Source organism: Peptoniphilus rachelemmaiella, assembly GCF_943169845.1.
Lineage (GTDB): Bacteria > Bacillota > Clostridia > Tissierellales > Peptoniphilaceae > Aedoeadaptatus > Aedoeadaptatus rachelemmaiella.
Window position 1 is genome coordinate 1 of the sequence record NZ_CALPBW010000015.1, and the last position, 23,610, is coordinate 23,610.

Sequence of the window (23,610 nt, forward strand, 5' to 3'; positions counted from 1 at the left end):
CCGGCAATTTCCTACTCTCCCAGGTCGTTACCAACCAAGTACCATCGGCGTTAAGAGGCTTAACTTCTGTGTTCGGCATGGGTACAGGTGTGTCCCTCTTGCTATCGTCACCGGACGAACCAAGTGCATATACAATCTCTTTGGTCAAGTCTTCGACCGATTAGTATCTCTTAGCTGCATACATTGCTGTACTTCCACCTGAGACCTATCTACCTCGTAGGCTACAAGGGGTCTTATCATATGAGGGAAATCTCATCTCGAGGGGGGCTTCGTGCTTAGATGCTTTCAGCGCTTATCCCTTCCAAACTTAGCTACTCAGCTATGCCATTGGCATGACAACTGATGCACCAGCGGTTTGTCCATCCCGGTCCTCTCGTACTAAGGACAGATCCTCTCAAATTTCCTACGCCCACGACGGATAGGGACCGAACTGTCTCACGACGTTCTGAACCCAGCTCGCGTGCCTCTTTAATGGGCGAACAGCCCAACCCTTGGGACATGCTTCAGCCCCAGGATGAGACGAGCCGACATCGAGGTGCCAAACCTCCCCGTCGATGTGGACTCTTGGGGGAGATAAGCCTGTTATCCCCAGGGTAGCTTTTATCCGTTGAGCGATGGCCCTTCCACGCGGTACCACCGGATCACTAAGTCCTGCTTTCGCATCTGCTCCACTTGTCGGTGTCGCAGTTAAGCTTCCTTTTGCCTTTGCACTCTTCGCACGATTTCCGTCCGTGCTGAGGAAACCTTTGAACGCCTCCGTTACTTTTTGGGAGGCGACCGCCCCAGTCAAACTGCCCAACTGACAGTGTCCCTCTTCCGGATTCACGGAAGTAGGTTAGAATTCCAGAATGAATAGAGTGGTATCCCAAGGGCGACTCCCGAAACACTGGCGTGCTTCGTTCTTCGTCTCCCACCTATCCTGTACAGTCCATTCCGAAATCCAATATCAGCCTGCAGTAAAGCTCCATGGGGTCTTTCCGTCCTGTCGTGGGTAAGCGGCATCTTTACCGCTACTACAATTTCACCGGATCCTTTGTTGAGACAGTGCCCAAATCGTTACACCTTTCGTGCGGGTCGGAACTTACCCGACAAGGAATTTCGCTACCTTAGGACCGTTATAGTTACGGCCGCCGTTTACTGGGGCTTCAGTTCTAAGCTTCGCTTGCGCTAACTTTTTCCCTTAACCTTCCAGCACCGGGCAGGTGTCAGCCCCTATACTTCGTCTTTCGACTTCGCAGAGACTTGTGTTTTTGGTAAACAGTCGCTTGGGCCTTTTCACTGCGGCCATGTTTCCATGGCTCCCCTTCTCCCGAAGTTACGGGGTCATTTTGCCGAGTTCCTTAACAAAGGTTTTTCCGCTCGTCTTAGGATTCTCTCCTCACCTACCTGTGTCGGTTTACGGTACGGGCGACAATACGCGAATAGTGGCTTTTCTTGGCAGTATGGATTCGGCTCCTTCTCTACTTATTTTCGATCCGCATCACACGTCAGACTTCACGAGAAGCGGATTTGCCTACTTCTCATCCTTGGTGCTTGCACGCCTCACCAACCGGGCGCTACGCTTATCCTTCTGCGTCCCCACATCTTCATTGCGTTTGCCGGTACAGGAATCTCCACCTGTTGTCCATCGACTACGCCTTTCGGCCTCGCCTTAGGTCCCGACTTACCCTGAGTGGACGAGCCTTCCTCAGGAAACCTTGGGTTTTCGACGGGTGAGATTCTCACTCACCTCTCGCTACTCATGCCAGCATTCTCTCTTCTGTACACTCCACAATACCTTACGGTTTTTGCTTCGTCGCGTACACAATGCTCCTCTACCAATCCTTACGGATTCCACGGCTTCGGTATCGTGTTTAGCCCCGGTTATCTTCGGCGCAGAGTCACTTGACTAGTGAGCTATTACGCACTCTTTCAATGTATGGCTGCTTCTAAGCCAACATCCTAGTTGTCTCAGTAACTCCACATCCTTTTCCACTTAACACGAATTTTGGGACCTTAGCCGGTGGTCTGGGCTGTTTCCCTTTCGACTATGAAGCTCATCCCACATAGTCTGACTCCGGAGGATACTGTCTTCGGTATTCGGAGTTTGATAGGTCGCGGTAACTTGGTAAAGTCCCTTGACCATTCAGTGCTCTACCCCCGAGACATTGCCTTCCAGGCTAGCCCTAAAGCTATTTCGAGGAGAACCAGCTATCTCCGCGTTCGTTTGGCTTTTCACCCCTATCCACAGGTCATCCGATAACTTTTAAACGTTACCCGGTTCGAGCCTCCATTGAATTTTACTTCAACTTCACTCTGCCCATGGATAGATCACGCGGTTTCGGGTCTATGACCTACAACTCTTCGCCCTGTTCAGACTCGCTTTCGCTGCGGCTTCGATGCATAACATCTTAACCTTGCTGAAAATCATAACTCGCTGGCCCGTTCTACAAAAAGTACACGATCGTGGTACGAAACCACTTTCGCTGCTTGTAAACATCCGGTTTCAGATTCTATTTCACTCCCCTCCCGGGGTTCTTTTCACCTTTCCCTCACGGTACTTATGCACTATCGGTCACCAAGGAGTATTTAGCCTTAGGGGGTGGTCCCCCTATATTCCCACCGGGTTTCACGTGCCCTGTGGTACTCGTTTAGAGTAGCATACCTTCACTTCGCATACGGGACTGTTACCCACTATGGTCGATTGTTCCAAATCGTTCTGCTCGCTACATATGCCGTATCTCAAGTTGGGCTCTACCCCGTTCGCTCGCCGCTACTTGGAGTATCGAGGTTTCTTTCTTTTCCTCGGGGTACTTAGATGTTTCAGTTCCCCCGGTATTCCTTTCATACGCTATGAATTTACGCATGAATGCTGAGAGTTTGTCTCAGCGGGTTTCCCCATTCGGATATCTGTGGATCGATGTGTATTTGCCACTCCCCACAGCTTTTCGCAGCTTATCGCGTCCTTCATCGGCTCTTGGTGCCAAGGCATCCACCGGATGCTCTTTCTAACTTGACCTTACGATCTATTCGTTGAAATTGTAATCTTAAATTTAAATTTGAAGATTTGATTTTTACGATGTTCTCGTTTTTTGATTGTATATGCAATTTTCTTGGTTCAATGCGCATCATACGATGCGGTGGTGGAGATGAGGAGATTCGAACTCCTGACCCCCTGCTTGCAAGGCAGGTGCTCTCCCAACTGAGCTACACCCCCATATATAATTAAAGGTATAAGAGATTTGTCCATCTTTCGCTCTCCCCCGCAGGGGAGTGCGCATTTCCTTAGAAAGGAGGTGATCCAGCCGCACCTTCCGATACGGCTACCTTGTTACGACTTCACCCCAGTCATTAACCCTACCTTCGACAGCTGCCTCCTTGCGGTTGGCTCGCTGGCTTCGGGTATTGCCAACTCCCATGGTGTGACGGGCGGTGTGTACAAGACCCGGGAACGCATTCACCGCAGCATTCTGATCTGCGATTACTAGCAACTCCGACTTCATGCAGGCGAGTTGCAGCCTGCAATCCGAACTGGGATCGGCTTTTTGAGATTCGCTTGCGATCGCTCGTTCGCTGCCCTCTGTACCGACCATTGTAGCACGTGTGTAGCCCAGGACATAAAGGGCATGATGATTTGACGTCATCCCCACCTTCCTCCGATTTATCATCGGCAGTCCCTTTAGAGTTCCCACCATTACGTGCTGGCAACTAAAAGTAAGGGTTGCGCTCGTTGCGGGACTTAACCCAACATCTCACGACACGAGCTGACGACAACCATGCACCACCTGTATTAGCGTTTCCGAAGAAAAAACTTTATCTCTAAAGCGGGCGCTAGTATTTCAAGTCCTGGTAAGGTTCTTCGCGTTGCTTCGAATTAAACCACATGCTCCGCTGCTTGTGCGGGTCCCCGTCAATTCCTTTGAGTTTCATGCTTGCGCACGTACTCCCCAGGCGGAGTGCTTATTGTGTTAACGGCGGCACCGAGGTTTGACCCCCGACACCTAGCACTCATCGTTTACGGCGTGGACTACCAGGGTATCTAATCCTGTTTGCTACCCACGCTTTCGTTCCTCAGCGTCAGTTGAAGTCCAGCAAGTCGCCTTCGCCACCGGTATTCCTCCTAATATCTACGCATTCCACCGCTACACTAGGAATTCCACTTGCCTCTCCTTCACTCAAGCTTGACAGTTTCCGATGCTTACGAAGGTTGAGCCTTCGCCTTTTACATCGGACTTGCCATGCCGCCTGCGAACCCTTTACGCCCAGTAATTCCGGACAACGCTCGCCCCCTACGTATTACCGCGGCTGCTGGCACGTAGTTAGCCGGGGCTTCCTCCTATGGTACCGTCATTATCTTCCCATAGGACAGAGCTTTACGATTCGAAAACCTTCATCGCTCACGCGGCGTCGCTGCATCAGGGTTGCCCCCATTGTGCAAGATTCCCCACTGCTGCCTCCCGTAGGAGTTTGGACCGTGTCTCAGTTCCAATGTGACCGTTCACCCTCTCAGGCCGGTTACTGATCGTCGCCTTGGTGGGCCGTTACCCCGCCAACCAGCTAATCAGACGCGAGGCCATCTCTTACCGCTAACGCTTTGACTTCATCATCATGAGATGTCGGAGTCTTATACGGTATTAATCCCGGTTTCCCGAGGCTATCCCGTTGTAAGAGGCAGGTTCCTCACGCGTTACTCACCCGTTCGCCGCTAATCCAGAAGTTCGTCACCCGAAGGATCAGAACGACTTTCATCGCTCGACTTGCATGTGTTAGGCGCGCCGCCAGCGTTCGTCCTGAGCCAGGATCAAACTCTCAATAAAAACTTTGAGTTTGCTTAGCTCGGATCCACTGACTGTGTTCCGCTTTAAGCTTATAGATTGTTATGGTTTAATCTCTTATACCATTTAATTAACTTGGTTCAGCGCTGTGTCTTTCGAAACAGCTTATTTAGTATATCTCGCAGGGAATGCTTTGTCAAGAACTTTTTAACATTTTGTAAAAATTCTTTTCCGCACGCCTTGCGCGACAACTTTTATATCATACCTCTCGAGATCTACACTGTCAAGATGTTTTTCAACTTTTTTCTCGACATCTTTCTCTCTTTCGAGGCGACTAATGTATATTAGCATCGAAGACGGCTTCTGTCAACAGGGATTTTTGTTTTTCCGATACTAACATTCGGGTTATTTTGCTTCTATTTTCTCTGGCAAATTGCTTTTCTTCAGGGAATAATTTCAATTGAATAGTAAATACTTGGTAAATATTGTGACATCGGGCTTTCTTTCTGCTAAAATAAAGGCGTAGGGAATCCTACATCCATTCATCTATGTCTGATGGTGCTCCTTTGTTTAATAGAGCGAAAGACGCCCCTCTTCGGAGGGGCGTCTTTTTTATTGCTTCTTTTTATTGAAAGATTTCCATTTTTTCGATGCGGTCGAAGGCTTTGTCGATTTCATCCACGCCGACGGTGACGGCAAGGCGCAAGAAGCCGCGGCCGCTTTCGCCGAAGGCGGAGCCTTTCACGGTGAGGACGTGGGCTTCGTCTATAAGCTTTTGCCACACCTCGTCTTCGGTGAGGCCCGTGGGGCGAATGTCCACGAAGAGGTAGAAGGTGCCTGTGGGGTAGGCGATGCGAATGTTTTTGAGGCGTTTGAGCCGTTCGTAGGCGTGGAAGGTGCGCTTTTTAAATTCTTCCACCACCGCAGGCTGCACTTCTTCGCGATGGGTGAGGGCGTAGAGGGCGGCGCGCTGGGAAATGGCCGGGGCGGTGTAGACATTGTTTTCGTTCACGGATTTCGCCGCGACGATGAAGTCTCTCTCCCCTAAGATGTAGCCGATGCGCCAGCCGGTCATGGCGAAGTTTTTGGAGAAGGAGCGCAGGGTAATGGTGCGGTCTTTGCACGCATCCAAGGATGCCATGGGCACAAAGGGCCCGTCGTAGGAAAAGGCGGTGTAAATATCGTCGGCTATTAGATAGAAGTCTTTTTCTTCCGCCAAGCGGCCCAGGGCTTCGAGCTCTTCTTTTTTCAAGCACAGGCCCGAGGGATTGTTTGGCGTGTTGACGATAAGGGCCTTGGTTTTGTCCGTGACTTTTTCGCGAATCACATCGATGTTCGGGCGAAAGCCCGCCTCGGGATCGGTGGGAATAAACACGGGCACGCCCCCTGCCATTTTCACCTGATCGGCGTAGGGGGCGAAGTAGGGCTCGATAATCATGACTTCGTCGCCTTCATCGAGCATGGTTTCGAGGACGAGCCACATGCCGTGGCAGGCGGAGGTGGTGACGAAGACATTGTCAGGCGAAAGATCGACGCCGTATGCCTCTTTTTGAAAATCCACAATGGCGGCGATGAGCGCTTCGTCGCCTCGGCTATTGGTGTAGTGGGTGTGGCCGGCGCGGGCATCTGCCGCGGCGGCATCGATGATGGCTACAGGCGTGGTAAGGTCGGGATCGCCTAAGGTGAAGTCCACCACATCGGGATGGGCTTTGGCTAAATCGGCGCCGGCCGCCAAAGCACCGCTTCCTTGGGCTGCATATTTTTTCGAAATTAAGGGCTTCTTCATGCTTCCTCCTCTGTGGCTTCGTTTTCTGCTATACTAAAATTATTGCAAGAATCTTTGTGATCGGTTTAGGAATGGTTCTATTATAAAGGAGGCTTCGCGGAATGGCAAAAAAATCGGACTATACAGTGCCCATGGTGGAGAAGGCACTGCAAATTTTGCGTTTTCTCTTGGAAAACGGCGGCGCCCACGGCACGGGCGACATTGCAAATCGCCTGAATCTGCCCAAGGCCAGCGTGTTTAAAATTCTCTACACTTTGGAGCGGGAGCATTTCGTGGCCAAGGACAGGGAGGATCGCTACCGATTGGGCCTGGGCTTTATTCCCTACGACGCCGAGGTGCGCAATCGTTGGGATTTCACCACGGTGACGCGGCCCATTATGGAGCGGGCCGTGGCCACCATGGGGGAAAGTTTGAATCTGGGGATTTGCGCCGACGACACCATCGTGGTTTTGGACACGGTGGCCGGGGAAGATTTCTATATTATGCGCCACTTAATTCCCGTGGCGCCCCTGTATTGCTCCGCCATCGGCAAGATTTTTCTCGCCGAGTACGAAGAAGAGGCTTTGGATCGCTACCTCGCTCGCCACGAACTCGCCCCCCGCACCATTTCCACGCTGACGACGAAGGAGGCCCTTGCCGCGGATTTGCGTGAGGTGGTGGAAACGGGCACGGCCCACGACCGGGAAGAGTATGAATACGGCCTGACCTGCATGGCCAAGGGCGTGTATTTTAACGGCAAGCTCATCGCCGGGGTGAGCCTCTCCGGCCCCACGAGCCGCTTGGAACACAAGGGCATGGAGAGACTGGAAGAGGCCTTGGCCGATGTGGCCGATGCTTTGGCGGCGGAACCGGGCTTGGGGACCCTTTTATCTCTGTGATTTTTCTTTATTTTCTCGGGCCCGTTGTTTTTTCGACGATGCAAAGCGTGGCCCTGCTCGTGCCCGGGCTTTTGTGGGCATTAAAAAAGCGGCCGGCGATAAAAATCGCAGCCCTCGCCTTTTTTCTTTTCGCCCTCGCCCTTGCCCTTCTCGGCATCGACGGAGCACCTGCAGCCCTCGCCGCCTCGATTTTGCTCCTCGCCTATGGCCTGCCCCGAATGAAGCGACCCCTTTATCTGCCCGCCATCTTCTTTCTCATCCTTCTTCAAGGCGGGCTCTTGGCCTTTCGCGGCACCTTTTCTTACGCATCTGCGAGGGCCGCTTTCTCCTACGCCTTTGTGAACCTCATCTTCGTGGCATCGGAGGAGGTGTTTCTGCGGGAGGTCTTGCGGAAGCGATTGGGCTCGGGCTTCTTCCCCACCCTCTTTTTGGGCCTGCTCTGGGGCATTTGGCACGTGCCCTTTCACCCGACGTCGGGCTACGGGGCCATACAAATCATTCACGCCGCCGCTCTAAGCCTTTTAATCGACGGCATCTACGATTTTTCCGGCCTCGCCACGGCGATTTTTCTTCACAGCCTACATAATGCCCTGCCCCTGTTTTTTCACGCTGCCTTTTCTCCGGCGGACCACCTGCTTTTCTTCTGCGGCTGCTGTCTCTTTTATTACTTCGTAACGAAAGTTACCGCATCAAAACCCCGGGGGCCTTATTATAGAAGAAAAGAAACCGACGAGGAGGATTTATGAGTTTATTTTTAGCACCGATTCACCAAATAATGTACGATAAAATTCACTACACCGACGATTTGGCCACCGCACTGGCTGAAAAAGATCCATTCGCGGCCCGGGCTCTGGAGGAAAATTTCCCCGCCATCGAAAAAGAGCCCCTGGAAGCGGTAATCGATGAGGGAAACATTCACGGCTGGCTCGCCGAGCGTGTGGTGCTGGCGGAAAAGCGCTTGGCTTTTGCGGCCTGCGCCCTGGCGAAAAAGGACCGTGCCGGGCTAATGGATGCCGTCAAAGACTTCGGCAGGAAGGAAGCTTTTTCAGGAAGCGCCGATGAGGCCTTCATCCTCTACGATCGCCGCTTTTTAAACGGCATGCCCTGCGACCGCGTTCACATGCCCGAAGAGGCGGAAGAAGGCGTCGCCTGGCGCATCACGCGAGACGTCCACGGCGAATACTACGACGAAGCCGGTCTTTACGACGCTCTTATCGCCGCCTGGTGGGAGGGCTTGTTGGACGGAAGCGAATTGAATTACCATCGTGACGGAAATTTATGCACGGTAAAATAAAAAGGCTGCCGCATTTGCGACAACCTTTTATTTTTTTGCTTTCTACGCATCCATGTTCACGCGCCACTTGCCCTTGAAGTAATAAATCATGGTCAAAATCCAGGTGAAGACCCAGCTAATGGGGTAGCTCCAGCAGATAATGTCGATGGTTTTGTACATGGGCATGGCGATAAAGATCCAGCTCAGGCGAATGATGAACATGCCGATTAAGGTGATGACCATAATGGGCACGGCGGTGCCGCTTCCCCGAATGGCCCCGGAGAGGACTTCCGTCGTGGAAAAGATCACGTAGAAGGGCGCCAAGATCACGATCATTTTCGCCCCGTAGAAGATGACGTCTTTTTCCATGGTGAAAATTTTCATAAGGGGCGTGCGGAAGATCACGAGGATGGAGGAGACGGAGGCCACGAAGATGAGGGTCATGGCCAGGGCGGTGACGATGCCGGATTTCAGACGCTTGTGCTGTTTCGCGCCAATGTTTTGCCCCACGAAGGTGGTAATGGCCAGGGCGAAGGCCTCAAGGGATGTGAAGACAAAGCCGTCGACCCGGCTCGCCGCGGCCACCCCGGCGATGGCCTGGGCACCGAAAACATTGATTTGTGCCTGAATGATGACATTGGATAAGGCGATGAGGCCCCCGGAGATGGCGGCGGGCAAGCCGATGGCCACGATGCGTTCCAAGGATGCCTTGTGGAAGCGAATGCGCTTCAGACGCAGGCGGTAAATGTCCGTGGTCTTTAAAAGGCTCAGCATAACGAGGATGCCCGAGACGGATTGGGCCAAGGCCGTGGCGATCCCTGCCCCGACGGCGCCCATTTTCAGCACGCCGACGAAAATCAAATCGAGAAGGATGTTCAGTCCTGCGGCAATGGCGAGGAAATTGAAGGGGCGTACGCTGTCGCCGACGCTTCTTAAGACCGCCGAGCCCATATTATAGACCATGACGGGAATCAACCCCGCAAAAAGAATGCGCATGTAGCGAATGGCCGGGCCCATAACTTCCGCCGGCGTATCGATCCAGGCAAGAAACTGCGGCGTAAAGGCGACGGTAATTATAGTAAGGGCCAAGCCGCCGTAAAGGGCGATGGCGGAATTGGTATGTACCACTTTTCCCAGATTGGCCCGATCTTTCGCGCCGTAGTATTGGGCCACCAAGACGGACGTCCCGGTGGAAAGGCCCATAAACAGGGCGACGACGAGGACGGTGATGGCGCCGGATGCGCCGATGGCGGCCATGTCGATTTTTCCGGCGAAGCGGCCGACGATTAAAAGGTCCACCGTATTATAGAGCTGCTGCAGTAAAGCGGAGAGCAGAAGGGGCAGCGTGAAGGTAAGGAGTCGTTTCCAAATGACGCCTTCGGTTAGATTGACATTTTCTCGCTTCATAGTCCCTCCCTTTCTTTTCTCAATGACACGATGACCTATCTTAACACAAGCCGGGGAATATTCCCACAGAAACGGCTGAATTTTACAGCTTCTTTCCCTTTTCTACGGTTTTAATAATGGATTGGGCAAAGGCGTAGCGCATGGCCATGGATTCCAAAACCATAACCCCTTCGATGGTGGCACCGGCAGGAGAGGTGACTCCGTCTTTCAGCTGACCGGGATGCAAGTCCTTTTCCGTCATAAGATCGCAGGTGCCCGCCACGGCTTTCGCCGCCAAGGTGTAGGCCAAATCCCGCTTCATGCCGCAGGCGCAGGCGCCGTCGACGAAGCCTTCGATTGCCATGGCCACAAAGGCCGGGGTGGCGCCGGTTAAGGCGGTGACGATGTCCAGATCTTTTTCGTCCACCTCGACGATGTCTCCCGCGCCCTTTAAAAGCGCTTCAAAGGATGCTTTTTCCTCGTCGCTCATGGCGTAGCCCGGGGTGTAGGCGATGACGCCGCGTCCCACGGCGACGGGGGTGTTGGGCAAGATGCGGATGATTTTTTCCGTAGGCGCCATTTTTTGAAGCCTGTTAAGGCTCACCCCTGCGGCCATGGACACGATGATCTGCCCTTCCACCTTCGGCGCGATCTCTTTCATCACCGCCTCCACCATGTAGGGCTTGGTGGCGATAAACAAAATGTCGGAATGATCCACGACGGCGCTGTTGTCCCGGGTTTGGAAGGTGGCGATGTCCTTTTCGCGGGGACAGCCGACGAAAAGATCGTGACCTTCTTTTAAAAACACATCGTAAAGGGCGCGGCCCATGTTGCCGAGACCGATGATGCCGATGTTCATTTGCATCCCTTCCTTTCTTGAAGCACTATTCTCCTTACAGTATACTATTGAACAGGAGGTCATGCATGGATAAGACGATTTCTATGAAAAAATTATTTTTTACTTTTCTAAAGATCAATACCTTTACATTCGGCGGCGGCTACACCATCGTGCCCATTATTCGGGACGAGTTTGTAGAGCACCAGCCTTTAATCAGCGAAGACGATATGTTGGACATTGTGGCTCTGGCTCAGTCGGGGCCCGGCGCCATGGCCATCTCCGCCTCCCTCTTAACGGGATACAAATTGCGGGGACCGGCGGGGGCGGCGGTGTGTCTCATCGCAAGCGTACTGCCCTGTTTGGTGATTATTCTCTCCATTAATATGGCCTACCGCCAATTCCGCTCGAATTTTTACGTGAACGCGGCTTTGGTAGGGATCAGCGGCATTATTTCCGCCGTACTCTTTCTCACCACCTACCGCATGGGCAAGCGGGCCATAAAGGACGACCGGGGCTTTTCCGTGTTGATGATTCTCGTGGCCACGGCCCTGGGGATGTTTACGGATATTAACACGGCACTGATTATTTTGCTTTTAGGTTTCAGCGGCATTTGCATCACGAAATTTGAAGATTACACGAAAGAAGGACACTGATGAAAGAGTTTTTGCACAAGAAAAACGTGCACCCGAATTTAAAGACCTACGGCATCGACGCCTTGGGCGCCATGGCCTACGGCCTCTTCGCCACGTTGCTGATCGGCACCATTTTAAACACCATCGGCACCCAGCTGAACATTCCCTTTTTAACGGAGACCCTTTGGCCCATGGCCCAGGCGGCCACAGGCCCCGCCATCGCCATGTCCATCGCCTTTGCATTGGATGCGCCGCCCTTGGTGCTCTTCGCCTCCTCTGTCGTGGGGGCGGCGAGCTACAAAATCGGCGGCCCGGTGGCCGTCTACATCGCGGCCATTGTGGCGGCGGAAGCGGGCAAGCTCATCAGTAAGGAAACCCGGGTGGACATTCTCGTCACCCCGGCGGTAACCGTCCTCACCGGGACATTGATCGCCGTCTTGGTGGGCCCTTCCATCCAATGGCTTATGGAAAGCGTGGGCAAACTCATTATGGCCGCCACGGAACAACAACCCTTCGTCATGGGGATTCTGGTCGCCACCATCGTAGGCATCGCCCTCACCCTGCCCATTTCGAGCGCCGCCATTTGCATGATGCTTTCCCTGGCGGGCCTCGCCGGCGGAGCGGCCACCATCGGCTGCTCGGCGCAAATGATCGGCTTTGCCGTCATCTCCTTTAAGGACAACGGCTTCGACGGCCTCTTCGCCCAAGGCCTCGGGACAAGCATGCTTCAAATGCCCAACATCGTGAAAAACCCCAGAATTTGGATTCCGCCCACCGTGGCCGGCGCCGTGATCGCGCCCCTTTCCACCGTGGTCTTTAAACTGGAAAACACGCCCCTGGGAAGCGGCATGGGCACCAGCGGCCTCGTGGGACAAATCGGCACCATTCAAGCCATGGAAGGGGCCATGCCCTTTGCGAAGCTCATCCTCATCATCGTCATGCTCCACGTCATCCTTCCCGCCCTCATCAGCTACATCGTCTACCGCGCCATGAAAAAGCGGGGCTGGATCGCCGACGGAGACATGCGACTGGATATTTAGGAGATGGCCATGTTACTTGCGAAATTATTTTATGAATTCTTTAAGATCGGCCTCTTCTCCTTCGGCGGCGGCTACGCCACCATTCCCCTGATCCAACAATTTATCGTGGAGCGGGAAGGCTGGCTTACCATGACCCAGTTTACGGATCTGGTGACCATCAGCCAAATGACCCCGGGCCCCATTGCCATTAACAGCGCCACCTTTGTCGGCGCCCAAGTGGCCGGGCCCGTAGGCTCCGTGGTGGCGACGGCGGGGGTCACCGCGCCGCAAACCATCATCATCCTGACTTTGGCCTACTTCCTCTTTACGAAAAAACGCTCCTTCCGCCTGATGGACATGCTTCTTCGGGGAATCAAGGCGGGGATTATCGGCCTGATCTTTATCGCTTCCTACGACATGTTTAAAAACGCCCTGTGGCCGGAAGGGGGCGGCCTGGAGATCGTGGCCCTCATTACCTTTGTCGTCGGCGGCGTGCTCTATGCGAAAAAAATGGATCTTATCAAGCTTATTATGCTGGGCGCCGTCTTAGGCATCGTTCTGAAACTGGCCTTGCCCCTTGTATCCTAGACTGCACCCCCTTGCGGGGAATTTTTCAACCGAGGTGAATCATGAAATACATTCTGGCCATCGACGCGGGCACCACGTCCAATCGGGCCATTCTCTTTGACGAAGACGCCCGGGTTATCTCCGTGGATTTATAATATTTTCTTAGCTATCTCGATATGTAACTTGACAAAAATCAATGAGAGAAATAAAATAAAAAAAGTTATCAAAATGGTTTTTATTTGTACATGACAATTGTTCGGGTCTTCTTGTACAAACACTTTTTCCCGAACGGTATCTATCCGAAATTATTTATAAATCAAGGAGGAGACGCATATGAAAAGAAAGCATTTTTCGATCATCCTTGCGGTGATCCTGGCGTTCGTGATGATGGCGCCGACGCTGATTTCCCAAAAGGCTTTCGCGGAGGAGTATAGGATCAAAGATCCTATTTTGCGAGAGCTGATGAATGAACGTTACGGTAAACCGGCGGATTACAACCTTCCCCCTGAGGAACTTTCGCGTATAGTATATACCGGTGACGGCTGGATGAATAAAGGCATACGCACTCTCGAAGGTCTGCAGTATTGCACGAATTTGAAAGGGGCGAATTTTGCGGGGAACCCTATAGAGGATGCGTCAGCTTTGTCCAACCTTAAAAATTTAAAAAGGCTCAACCTCAACGGAGCAAAGATCAAGGATCTCTCGTTCATCGAAAACGGGGAAATTGATTTGATTGACCTCGAAATCAACAACACGGGTATAAGAGATCTTTCACCGCTCAAGACAAAGCGCACGGAGTGGGAGTACTTAAGCGCTTCCGGCAATCATCTTACCGATGAAGATATCGCCGTGTTCAGCGACATGAACATCAACAATATCGACGTATCGAATAACGACATCACCGACCCGAGCGTATTCAATCACATGAAAAATGTGGAAAACTTGATATTGACGGGAAATCATATAAGCGATCTTTCCAGGGTGGGACAGATCAACTCAACGACCGGTGAAATCGTTGAGGTCCCGCGTTTTTACCGGGCCTCTGATCAAACTATCACGAGATTTGCAAAGAACGGCAAAGTATCCAGCATCATAAAAGACTACGACGGCGCTTTACTTAACGATGAGAAGCACCTGAAAAACTTCGTTAACGTCAGATTGAACGGAGATGAGTTCGAGCTGATCGACCCGAACAAGCCGGGCTCCGTTGAATTTGCTGCCGATGCCTATAAATTCTTGACGGGAGAAGTCTACGTCCACTTCAGCGGTAAAATAAATATCGTGAGCCTGGCAGGCGTAATGGTAACTCCGGAAACGGCGACCGTAGAAAAGGGCAAAACGCAGCAGTTCACAGCCACTGTCGTAGGACAGGGCGAGTTTGACAGGACCGTTACGTGGAGCGTGATCGGCGGCGGCGCAGGAACGTCGGTCGATGCAAACGGACTTCTCACAGTAGGAAAGAACGAAACGGCAAAGACGCTCACGGTAAGGGCAACGTCCAATGCGGACAACAAGGTCTTCGGAGAAGCCACGGTAACGGTAAAAGAGAATGCTCCCGTCGTAGAGCCTACCGTAACGAGAATAACCGTAACACCTAAGAATGCGACCGTAGGAAAGGGCAAGACGCAGGCATTTGCAGCCACTGTCAGCGGAACGGGAGACTTCGATAAGACGGTTACGTGGAGCGTTATAGGCGGGCACGAAGGAACGTCGATCGCAGCTGACGGAACGCTTACGGTAGCTAAAGACGAGAACGCAAAGACGCTCAAAGTGAGAGCGACATCCAATACGGACAACAAGGTCTTCGGAGAAGCCACGGTAACGGTAAAAGAGAAGGCTCCCGACGTACATCCTACCGTAACAGGAATAACCGTAACACCTAAGAATAAGAAGAAACCAGTCGAGTCCAAAGAAGAAGTCCACCTAGCCTATATTAAAGGCTATCCTGACAAAACAGTAAGGCCCGAAGGCAAGGTGACAAGGGCAGAAGTGGTGACTATGGTTGTGAGGTTAAAGGGCTATCCTTTAATTGAAGGCCAAGGCCTTTACAAGGACGTAGGAAAAGATAAGTGGTGTGCTCCCTATATCGAAGCTGCCTATAGGCAAGGAATTTTAGAGGAAAAAGCAGGAGAAGCTTTTAGGCCTGATGAAAAGATAACCAGGGGCGAGCTGGCACAAATTATTAGCCACATCGATAAAAAGAATGATGCAAAGGCTCCTTTTACCGATATAGAGGGTTACAAATTTAAAAAAGCCATAGACCAAAGCTACGGCAACAAGAGAATCATGGGATATCCTGACAATACCTTTAAACCGGATGCTGAAATAACCAGGGCGGAAACAGCGGCAATGTTAAACAGGCTGTTTGAAAGACATGTAGGGCAAGACGGCCTTAAAGATTTAGTTATAAAGGAGTTTAAAGATTTAAAGGATAAGACTTACTGGGCATATTATGATATAGTAGAAGCATCTAATGCTCATATATGTACAAGAGTCCATGAAAATTCTTTGGAAGAAGTTTGGAAGCTAATAAATAAATAAAAATTTGGCTCTATAATAAATAGTGTTGGTGAGAAATCATCAGCACTATTTTCGTATGGATATGCATATAAAAAATAGATAATATGTATTTTGGAATAAAAAGATAATTTTGAGTTAATCCTGGAAGATTAAATTGTATAATTTTTTACAAATTGCTTAAAAGGACACAGCGCCACCTTCGTCGGTGGCGTACTCTACTGGAAGAAAATGGATCTTATCAAACTCATTATGTTGGGCGCCGTCTTAGGCATCGTTCTGAAACTGGCCTTGCCCCTTGTATCCTAGACTGCACCCCCTTGCGGGGAATTTTTCAACCGAGGTGAATCATGAAATACATTCTGGCCATCGACGCGGGCACCACGTCCAATCGGGCCATTCTCTTTGACGAAGATGCCCGGGTTATCTCCGTGGCGCAAAAATCCTTCCGCCAATTCTTTCCCCAACCGGGCTGGGTGGAACAGGATCCCGCGGAAATTTTAGCCACCACCGTCGGCGTCTGCGCCGAAGCCATCGCCCAGGCCCAGGTGGATCGAAAAGACATTGTGGCCATGGGCATTACCAATCAGCGGGAGACCACCATTCTTTGGGACAAGAAAACAGGCAGGGCCATCGCCCCGGCCATTGTGTGGCAATGCCGCCGCACCGCCGATCGGGCGGAGGCCGTGAAGGAGGCGGGCTACGGCGATATGATCCGCGAAAAGACAGGCCTTGAGGTGGACGCCTATTTTTCCGCCACGAAAATTGCCTACATCCTCGACCACGTGGAAGGGGCGCGGGAGAAGGCGGAAAAAGGCGAGGTCCTTTTCGGCACCGTAGACAGCTTTCTCCTCTACCACTTAACCGGCGGCGTGCACCGCACGGACATTTCCAACGCCTCCCGCACCATGCTCTTTAATATCCACACCTTGGATTGGGACGAGGAGTTGTTAAAACTTTTCAACATTCCTCGTGCCTGTTTGCCGGAAGTGTTGCCTACGGCGGCCCATTTCGGAAACACCTTGGCGGAACACTTCGGCATCGCCATTCCCATTACGGGCATGATCGGCGATCAACAATCCGCCCTCTTCGGCGAGCAATGCTTTGAGGTGGGCGAAGTGAAAAGCACCTTCGGCACCGGCGCCTTTGTTCTGATGAATACGGGGCACAAACCCATTATCAGCGAACACGGCCTCCTCTCCTCCTGCGCCTGGGACATCGGCGAGGGGCCGATCTACGCCATGGAGGGAAGCATTTTCGCCTGCGGCAGCGTGATTCAGTGGCTGAAAGACGACTTGGGCCTCGTGGCCACGCCGGAAGAGACGGCGGCCTTGGCCGAAAGCGTGAAGGAGAAAAATCCCATGCTCTTCGTCCCCGCCTTTACGGGCCTGGGCACCCCCTATTGGGATCCGGAAGCCCGGGGCACCCTTTTCGGCATCAGCCGCTCCACCACCAAAGCCCATTTAGTGAAGGCGGCCCTGGATGCCATCGCCTACATGAGTGCCGATGTTATCGACGCCATGGAAAAAGATTTGCAAGCGAGCCACGACCGCATTCTCGTCGACGGCGGCGTGAGCCACAACGACTACCTCATGAAGACCTTGGCCGATGCCATTCACCGCTCCGTCCACCGGCCGGCGCTGGTGGAAACTACGGCGCTGGGCGCCGCCTTTATGGCGGGCATGGGCTGTGGCCTTTACAAGAACCTTTCGGACATAAAAAAACGGGCCTCCAAGGCCCAAGTGCTCGCCCCCTCAGACGCCGACCTCACGGCGGAGCGCGCCCGCTGGAAAAAAGCCGTCGCCGTCACCATGGCCAATCACATGGATTGACCGAAGGCGTTTAGGCGCTGAATTTCTTTTTCGTGATCCGCCCCCTCCCCCGGGGTTTCCAAAATCATGGGAAGGCCCTTCACGGGATCGGCGTAGAGAAACCGCCCGATGACGTCCAAACCGATTTCGCCCGCACCCACCGGTGCGTGGCGATCTTTTTTTGCGCCGAATGGGGTGAGGGAGTCGTTCACGTGGACGGCCTTTATTTTTTCAATGCCGATTAATTCGTCGAAGGTATGAAAAAATTTCTCGGGATCCGACAAATCGTAGCCGGCGCTGAACAAATGGCAGGTGTCCAAGACCACGCCCACATCCTCCGATGCCAGGGCGTCGATGATTTCTGCGATCTCCTCCAGGCGACAGCCGATTTCCGTGCCCTTGCCGCTCATGGTCTCGAGGCAAATGGCCCGGTGGGGAAATAATTCCTTCGCCTTATCCATGGCGTCGATGATTCGGCGGATGCCCACTGACCCACCGTCTTTCGTGTGGCTTCCCGGATGAAAGACGTAGACCGTATCCTCCGGGTAGTGGGCGAGAAGATCCATGTCTGAAGTGAAGATCTCGAAGCTTTTTTCCCTCACATCTTCCCGGCTCGAGGCCAGGTTCATGGTGTAGGCGGCGTGGGCGACGATGGGGCCGAATTCTTTTTTCATGCGAATAAACTTTTCCATGTCCGCCACATCCAGCGCCCGGGCCTTGGAGCCTCGGGGATTCCTGGTGAAAAATTGAAATGTATTCGCGCCATAGGTCTTCACCTCTTCCATGGCCTTGACAAAGCCCGAAGTCGTCGACGTGTGGTAGCCGATCCTAAGCATAGTAATTTCCTTTCCTTCTTAAACCCTCAAAAGGCACAAGAAAAAAGTGCCCGCAGGCACTCTTTTCGCACGAACTTAACTAAGCTAGGGGAATGTAGTTTACCACCGGCACTTCGTAGGGGTGGATGCGGTCGATGATCCGCTGTACTTCTTCCCGATCCTCTTCGGCGATGCGAAATTCCATTTTCATTTCCTCCCGCGTCTGCACCTGACCGATGACGCCGTCGTAGGGATCGGCGCCCTCCAGGGGCCGCCAGTGGCCTTCCACCTTCGTCAGGCTGAAGGTGTAATCGTAATTGCCTTCGCGGAAAATATCCGCTTCGTTTAAATCATTGGCGAGCTCCACGACGAAATCTTCCGGTATGAAAATTTCAACTTTTAAATAACTCATAGAACCTCCCCTTCCATATCATCCTCAATGTCTTCATGAATCGGGTCGATGGCATCGAAGGCGCCGCGGGCCACGAGTTCCCGAATAACGTCCACTACAGCGACGTAGCTGATGAGGCCGAAGATGACCGTGCTCACGACATTCATCACCTTCATCAACGCGCCCTGGGTCATGCCCGATGCCGCAGCGGCCAAGCCGATGCCCCCGGAAAACACGAGAACGATGATGACGACGATGGCCATGCGGCCGAAGATCATGCCCTTGTGGCCCTTGGTGATTTGCCAGGATTCTCTAATGGGCGTAAAGGCGCCTTCTCGCCCGCGAATGCCGTCGATGCCGATGACGGCACCTAGGGGCACCATGGCCAGAGAAAAGATGATCGCCGGCACAATGAGCAAGAAGAAAAAAACGACGGTGAGAATTTTTTCGATAATATAAGTGCCAATCGAAGAGACAAGCTTCGGGTTAAAAAAGTAAAAAGCGTCGACAAATTCCGGTGTTGTGTCGTAGCGAGCCATGCGATAGATCATGAGAATCAGGCCGTAGCCCACGAGGCCCACGGCGATTAAATAAATCGTGTGAACGAGAAGGGACACGCCTGCCATGGCGCCGAAGTGAAATTCCGGCATGGGCATGGCGGGGTTTGCCCCCGGTGTCATAAAGGCGTCGGTTCCCAAACCCATCATATTAAAAATTTGGGTGAATCCCGCGACGATTAAAAGATAAATAAGTAAACTGGGGAACATGGCTTTGTAAATTTCCATGGTTGTTTTTTTCATAAGCAGCTCCTTTCGGATGTTGAATAGGGTTTGCCTTTACTTATACCCAAGACAGGGAGACATCCCACGATTTTTTACGCAGAAATTCGTCGTTTGCCGTTGATTTTTCGAATGGCGGGCAAAGCCTGGGACACGAATTGCCCGGTGAGGATCAGGACGCAGCCCAAAATCTTCTTCGGATAAAAGACCTCGCCGGCGAAAAAATAGGCGGCGAAGGTGCCAAAAAGGGATTCCGTGCTCATAATCAAGGCGCTCTCCTCGGGGTTTGCGTCCCGTTGGGCGCCGTTTTGCAGGTAAAAAGCCACCACCGTGTTCAAGAGCACGATGTAGCCCATGGCCAGGAACGTCTTGTGGGTCACGGGGGCGATGACCGTGCCCTCGCCGAAAATGAAAAAGATCACGATCGAGGCGAGCCCCGCCACGAAAAGTTGCACCATGGTAAAGGCGATGGCGCTTTGAACTTTGGGCATGTAGTGGTCGATGCGAATAATTTCGATGGAAAAAAGAAGGGCCATAATAAAGCTCAGGGCGTCTCCGCGGTTGAGTACGAGGGAGGGACCCAGGGTCAAAAAGCCCACGCCGATGACCGTAAGTATGGCCGCCACCACCATGTGCTTGCCCGGACGAATCCCGGCGATGACGAAGCGAATAAGGGGCACGAGCACCACGTAGATGACGAGAATAAAGGTTTGATTGGCAGGCGTCGTAAATTTCAAGCCCTCCATTTGAAAGGCCGTGCTCACCGCCATTAAAAGGCTCACTTCCGATGCCCCGATTACCGTGATCCTGTCGATCTTTTTCCGCTCCTTAGGAAAGAGCAAACACAGGGCCGCCGCCCCTGCAAAAAAACGCAGCACCATAATGAAATAGGCGTCGAAACTTTCCATGGCGATTTTCGCCGCCACGAAACAGCCGCCCCAAATCATGGCCAGAGCGAGAAGCATGAGATTGGCCCGTGCCTTTTTCGAGAGCGCCCTAGTCATCTAACCAACTCTTCAGCCGGTCCATCTCCTCCGGATCCGCCATGCCGTAGACCACCGGTGTCACCGTGACATAATCCCGCTCCAAATAGTAGCGATCCGTGCCCGAAAGGTGTTCCATGGTGCTTCTGCCCTTTAAGGTGAGGCGGCGCTCCCCTTCGATTTCCTCTTCAAAATAATAGTCGTAGGCATTGGAGCCGATTTCCGCCACGCAAAGGCCCTTTAAATCCTCCTCGTCTAAATAAGGCACATTAATATTCAACACCATGGGCTTCGCCGAAGAAAGGAAAGGCTTCTTCACCTTGTCGAAAATCTTTTTCGCCACAGCCGCTGCCGTGTCGTAGCGGCATTGGCCCTTGACCCAGCGGGCGCTGACGGCCACGGAGGGAATCCCCAAAAGCACCCCTTCCAAGGCGGCGCTCACCGTTCCGGAATAAATAATGTCCATGCCCGCATTGTAGCCCGCATTGCAACCGGAGAAAATCACATCGGGCTTGAAGGGCACAATCTTATCGAGCCCCGCCCGCACACAGTCCGCCGGCGTGCCGCTCACGCTATAGGCCGCCACGTCCACCCCTTCGATTTCCACAGGTTTTACGATCAGAGAATGCTTAATGGTAATGGCGTGGCTTTGGCCGGAATGCTCTTCCTCCGGTGCAATCACTACCACCTCGTGTTCCTCGGCCAACACCTTGGCCAAAGCTTGTATACCCGGCGCAAAATACCCGTCGTCGTTGGTTAAAAGAATTTTCATGCTTCCTCCTTAGAGCTCGATGAAGCGGGAAGGCACCTTGGCCTTGGCCACTTCCAAAATAAAATCCCTGCCTTCGTAAATGGCGTGTTCCGCCAAAATTTCCCGGGTGGCTCTCGCCGCCAACAGGGGGCGATTATTCTCCTCAGACAAATGGGCCAAGATCACAAACTCGCCCTTCTTCTCCAACAGCCCCGTCAAAAGCTCCCCGCAGTGCTCGTTGGACAAATGGCCCCGGGTCGATGCGATTCGATCCTTCAACATGCGGGAATAGGGCCCGTTTTCCAGCATATCCGCGTCGTGATTGCTCTCGATGTAATAGAGATCACTGCCGCTCATCTTCTCCAGCATGGACGTATTCACCCAGCCCGTGTCCGTGAGCACGGAAAGCTTCTTGCCCCCGGAGCGGATCACAAAGCCCGTGCCCTCGGCGGCGTCGTGAAAGAGCCCCATGGGCACAATGTCAATGTCCCCGTAAGAAAAAGGCTGCTGGGTGAGAAAGACGTGGCGCTTGTGATCGTCAATGCGCTTCACCGTCTTCGCCATGGCCTGCCAGGTGTTTTCATTGGCGAAGACATCCAGGCCCCAGCGGCGGGCCAAAATCCCCACGCCCTTTACGTGATCGCTGTGCTCGTGGGTGACGAAAATGCCGTCCAGTTCCGAAGGCTCCACACCCACGGCCCGTAAATTTTCCTCGATGGCCTTGCCGCTTAAACCCGCGTCGATTAAAATCTTTTTTTCGTTCGTTTCTATATATTGGCAGTTGCCGCTGCTGCCACTGGCCAGTGCACAAAATTTCATAGTTTCCTCCACAGCCTATTATAGCAAACTCTTCGCCGGGGAAAAGAGAGGAAACACATTCTTCTTGCGCGCCCCACCGGAATTTTACAAAACGACCACAAAAAAATCCCCGAAACCGGATGGCCTCCGATTTCGGGGAAAATCATATTATCTTGCAGCTTTTCTGAATTTATTCCCTACGCATGTGAATGGCATCTTTGATGAAGGTGCCGGCTTTGATTTCGTCGTAGGCTTCTTTCAGTTCCTCTTCCGTGTTCATGACGATGGGCCCGGGCCACCAGGCGATGGGCTCGTCAATGGGCTCGGCCATAAAGACCAGCACGGCGATTTCCTCTTCCGTATCGTTGGCGATGCGGATTTCATCGCCGCCTGCGAGTATGGCGGCATCGAAGTGATCTACGGGCTCCCCTTCCACAGTGGGGCTTCCCACGAGGGCGAAGAGGGTAATGTTCGCCCGCTCGCTCACTTTGGTATGGAATGTGCCGCCGGGCTCGATGTGGACGTCGTAGTAATTTACGGGCACATAGTCGGAGAGATGGCCTTCGCGGCCTTCGTAGCTTCCCGCCAAAAGGCGCACATAGCCGCCGTCGAAGGGGATTTCCGGAATGCTGTCTTTTTCGATGGCCAGGTAGGCGGGCGGAGCGAATTTATCTTCTTTCTTCATATTCAGCCAGAGCTGCACGCCGAAGAGGCGCTTCACCGGCGGGAGTTTTTCCTCGTGGAGGATGCCGCCCCCTGCCGTCATCCATTGAATGCCGCCGTCTGTAACGGCGTCTTCATTGCCCAGGGAATCTCGATGCACCATGCTGCCTTCCACTACATAGGAGATGGTCTCGATGCCGCGGTGGGGATGCATGGGAAAGCCCGCCACGTAATCGGCGAGATCGGTGGCATCGAAGGCATCTAATAAAAGCAAGGGATCGGTGTCGTGCATGGTGTGGCGGCTCAAGACGTGGGTCAGGTGCACGCCGGCGCCGTCGACGCCTGCTTCGCCGCGAACCACGCGCTTAATTTTTCGAATCATCGCAGTTCCTTTCTCTTTCTGTTGCTTATTTTGCTTGCTTTTTATTGATACCCTGAAATTATTTTTTTATTTGGCGGATATTTCGATGTAATTTGTTTAAAGAAAGGGCGACTATGGTATATAAATACAAAGGAGGCGTATCTATGTTTAAGAAAATTTTAGTCCCCGTCGACGGTTCTCAAGACTCTTACTGTGCGCTGAAAGAGGCGGAATTGTTGGCTGAAAATTTCGGTTCGAAGCTGATCATTCTTACTGTTTTAACAGACGCCAATGTGATCGAACATTATCCCGGCAATTTCCTTTCCACGGATTTTAAAAAAGCGCAAGCCCTGCGCGGCGAGCAAATCCTGGACAAGGCTTTGAACACCATCGAAACCAAGGGTGAGGTGGAAACCTGCGTTCGCGTGGGCCGGGCATCGGAAGAAATCGTCAAATGCTCCGAAGAAAAAGATGTGGATCTCATCGTCATCGGCAGTCGCGGCTTAGGCGGCTTCTCCAGAACTCTTTTAGGCTCCGTATCGGACAGGGTATTGAATGCGGCCAAGGTCCCCGTATTGGTCAATAAAGTAAACTGCAGAATTTAATTT

Annotated in this window: 19 protein-coding genes, 1 tRNA gene and 3 rRNA genes; 9 read left to right on the forward strand and 14 right to left on the reverse strand. The window is 52.6% G+C overall.

Going from position 1 to position 23,610, the window contains the following annotated elements; all coding sequences use genetic code 11:
* The 5 genes from rrf to KO087_RS07100 form a co-directional block, all read right to left on the reverse strand.
* A 5S ribosomal RNA gene (gene rrf / locus KO087_RS07080) occupies positions 1 to 115 on the reverse strand; the annotation flags it as partial.
* Positions 116 to 140: 25 nt separating this feature from the next.
* A 23S ribosomal RNA gene (locus tag KO087_RS07085) occupies positions 141 to 2,998 on the reverse strand.
* A gap of 122 nt (positions 2,999 to 3,120) precedes the next feature.
* A tRNA-Ala gene (locus KO087_RS07090) sits at positions 3,121 to 3,196 on the reverse strand.
* Positions 3,197 to 3,268: 72 nt separating this feature from the next.
* Positions 3,269 to 4,796, reverse strand: a 16S ribosomal RNA gene (locus KO087_RS07095).
* A 583-nt stretch (positions 4,797 to 5,379) separates the two neighbouring features.
* The gene (locus tag KO087_RS07100) at positions 5,380 to 6,540 is read right to left on the reverse strand and encodes an aminotransferase class I/II-fold pyridoxal phosphate-dependent enzyme (protein ID WP_215508581.1); all 1,161 of its coding nucleotides are present in this window, start codon (positions 6,538 to 6,540) and stop codon (positions 5,380 to 5,382) included.
* Between the two features lie 101 nt (positions 6,541 to 6,641).
* On the opposite strand from KO087_RS07100, the gene KO087_RS07105 reads away from it, so the two are divergent.
* From KO087_RS07105 to KO087_RS07115, 3 genes are read left to right on the forward strand one after another with little or no spacing between them, the layout of a single operon-like run.
* The gene (locus KO087_RS07105; protein WP_215508582.1) at positions 6,642 to 7,418 is read left to right on the forward strand and encodes an IclR family transcriptional regulator; all 777 of its coding nucleotides are present in this window, start codon (positions 6,642 to 6,644) and stop codon (positions 7,416 to 7,418) included.
* Positions 7,415 to 8,164 carry a CPBP family glutamic-type intramembrane protease gene (locus KO087_RS07110; protein WP_215508583.1) on the forward strand — a complete coding sequence of 250 codons (750 nt, stop codon included), beginning with the start codon at positions 7,415 to 7,417 and terminating at the stop codon, positions 8,162 to 8,164. Before KO087_RS07105 ends, KO087_RS07110 begins: the two co-directional genes overlap by 4 nt.
* Positions 8,161 to 8,712 carry a hypothetical protein gene (locus KO087_RS07115; RefSeq protein WP_215508584.1) on the forward strand — a complete coding sequence of 184 codons (552 nt, stop codon included), beginning with the start codon at positions 8,161 to 8,163 and terminating at the stop codon, positions 8,710 to 8,712. The genes KO087_RS07110 and KO087_RS07115 overlap by 4 nt, the downstream gene beginning before the upstream one ends.
* 42 nt (positions 8,713 to 8,754) lie before the next feature.
* Here KO087_RS07115 and KO087_RS07120 read toward each other — a convergent pair whose 3' ends face one another.
* Together KO087_RS07120 and proC are read right to left on the reverse strand one after the other, a co-directional pair.
* On the reverse strand, positions 8,755 to 10,098 hold the full coding sequence (locus KO087_RS07120) for an MATE family efflux transporter (protein WP_215508585.1): 1,344 nt from the start codon (positions 10,096 to 10,098) through the stop codon (positions 8,755 to 8,757).
* An 82-nt stretch (positions 10,099 to 10,180) separates the two neighbouring features.
* Positions 10,181 to 10,936, reverse strand: a complete 756-nt coding sequence (gene proC, locus KO087_RS07125; RefSeq protein ID WP_215508586.1) for a pyrroline-5-carboxylate reductase — start codon at positions 10,934 to 10,936, stop codon at positions 10,181 to 10,183.
* A 65-nt stretch (positions 10,937 to 11,001) separates the two neighbouring features.
* Here proC and KO087_RS07130 point away from each other — a divergent pair, with 65 nt between their 5' ends.
* From KO087_RS07130 to glpK, 5 genes are all read left to right on the forward strand, one after another.
* Positions 11,002 to 11,568, forward strand: a complete 567-nt coding sequence (locus KO087_RS07130; RefSeq protein ID WP_215508587.1) for a chromate transporter — start codon at positions 11,002 to 11,004, stop codon at positions 11,566 to 11,568.
* Positions 11,568 to 12,587, forward strand: a complete 1,020-nt coding sequence (locus tag KO087_RS07135; RefSeq protein WP_215508588.1) for a PTS sugar transporter subunit IIC — start codon at positions 11,568 to 11,570, stop codon at positions 12,585 to 12,587. Before KO087_RS07130 ends, KO087_RS07135 begins: the two co-directional genes overlap by 1 nt.
* 9 nt (positions 12,588 to 12,596) lie before the next feature.
* Positions 12,597 to 13,154 (forward strand): chromate transporter, encoded by a 558-nt coding sequence (locus tag KO087_RS07140; RefSeq protein WP_251374961.1) that lies wholly within the window; start codon positions 12,597 to 12,599, stop codon positions 13,152 to 13,154.
* A gap of 312 nt (positions 13,155 to 13,466) precedes the next feature.
* Positions 13,467 to 15,674: an S-layer homology domain-containing protein gene (locus KO087_RS07145; protein WP_215508590.1), complete on the forward strand. Its 2,208-nt coding sequence runs from the start codon at positions 13,467 to 13,469 to the stop codon at positions 15,672 to 15,674.
* Positions 15,675 to 16,000: 326 nt separating this feature from the next.
* Positions 16,001 to 17,482: a glycerol kinase GlpK gene (gene glpK, locus KO087_RS07150; protein WP_215508591.1), complete on the forward strand. Its 1,482-nt coding sequence runs from the start codon at positions 16,001 to 16,003 to the stop codon at positions 17,480 to 17,482.
* Here glpK and KO087_RS07155 read toward each other — a convergent pair.
* The 7 genes from KO087_RS07155 to KO087_RS07185 form a co-directional block, all read right to left on the reverse strand.
* Positions 17,470 to 18,297 (reverse strand): deoxyribonuclease IV, encoded by an 828-nt coding sequence (locus KO087_RS07155; protein WP_215508592.1) that lies wholly within the window; start codon positions 18,295 to 18,297, stop codon positions 17,470 to 17,472. The two genes, glpK and KO087_RS07155, sit on opposite strands and share 13 nt — an antisense overlap.
* Before the next feature lie 79 nt (positions 18,298 to 18,376).
* Positions 18,377 to 18,688, reverse strand: coding sequence for a divalent cation tolerance protein CutA (cutA, locus tag KO087_RS07160; RefSeq protein WP_215508593.1), 312 nt, complete (start codon positions 18,686 to 18,688; stop codon positions 18,377 to 18,379).
* Positions 18,685 to 19,467 (reverse strand): hypothetical protein, encoded by a 783-nt coding sequence (locus tag KO087_RS07165; RefSeq protein ID WP_215508594.1) that lies wholly within the window; start codon positions 19,465 to 19,467, stop codon positions 18,685 to 18,687. Before KO087_RS07165 ends, cutA begins: the two co-directional genes overlap by 4 nt.
* 74 nt (positions 19,468 to 19,541) lie before the next feature.
* Positions 19,542 to 20,450: a DMT family transporter gene (locus tag KO087_RS07170; RefSeq protein ID WP_215508595.1), complete on the reverse strand. Its 909-nt coding sequence runs from the start codon at positions 20,448 to 20,450 to the stop codon at positions 19,542 to 19,544.
* Entirely contained in the window at positions 20,443 to 21,201 is a 759-nt protein-coding gene (gene surE, locus KO087_RS07175; RefSeq protein ID WP_215508596.1) for a 5'/3'-nucleotidase SurE, read from the reverse strand. The genes KO087_RS07170 and surE overlap by 8 nt, the downstream gene beginning before the upstream one ends.
* Before the next feature lie 9 nt (positions 21,202 to 21,210).
* Positions 21,211 to 21,999: an MBL fold metallo-hydrolase gene (locus tag KO087_RS07180; protein ID WP_215508597.1), complete on the reverse strand. Its 789-nt coding sequence runs from the start codon at positions 21,997 to 21,999 to the stop codon at positions 21,211 to 21,213.
* A 169-nt stretch (positions 22,000 to 22,168) separates the two neighbouring features.
* The gene (locus KO087_RS07185; protein ID WP_215508598.1) at positions 22,169 to 23,023 is read right to left on the reverse strand and encodes a pirin family protein; all 855 of its coding nucleotides are present in this window, start codon (positions 23,021 to 23,023) and stop codon (positions 22,169 to 22,171) included.
* 143 nt (positions 23,024 to 23,166) lie between these two features.
* Here KO087_RS07185 and KO087_RS07190 point away from each other — a divergent pair, with 143 nt between their 5' ends.
* Positions 23,167 to 23,607, forward strand: a complete 441-nt coding sequence (locus KO087_RS07190) for a universal stress protein (RefSeq protein WP_215508599.1) — start codon at positions 23,167 to 23,169, stop codon at positions 23,605 to 23,607.
* Positions 23,608 to 23,610 lie beyond the last annotated feature (3 nt).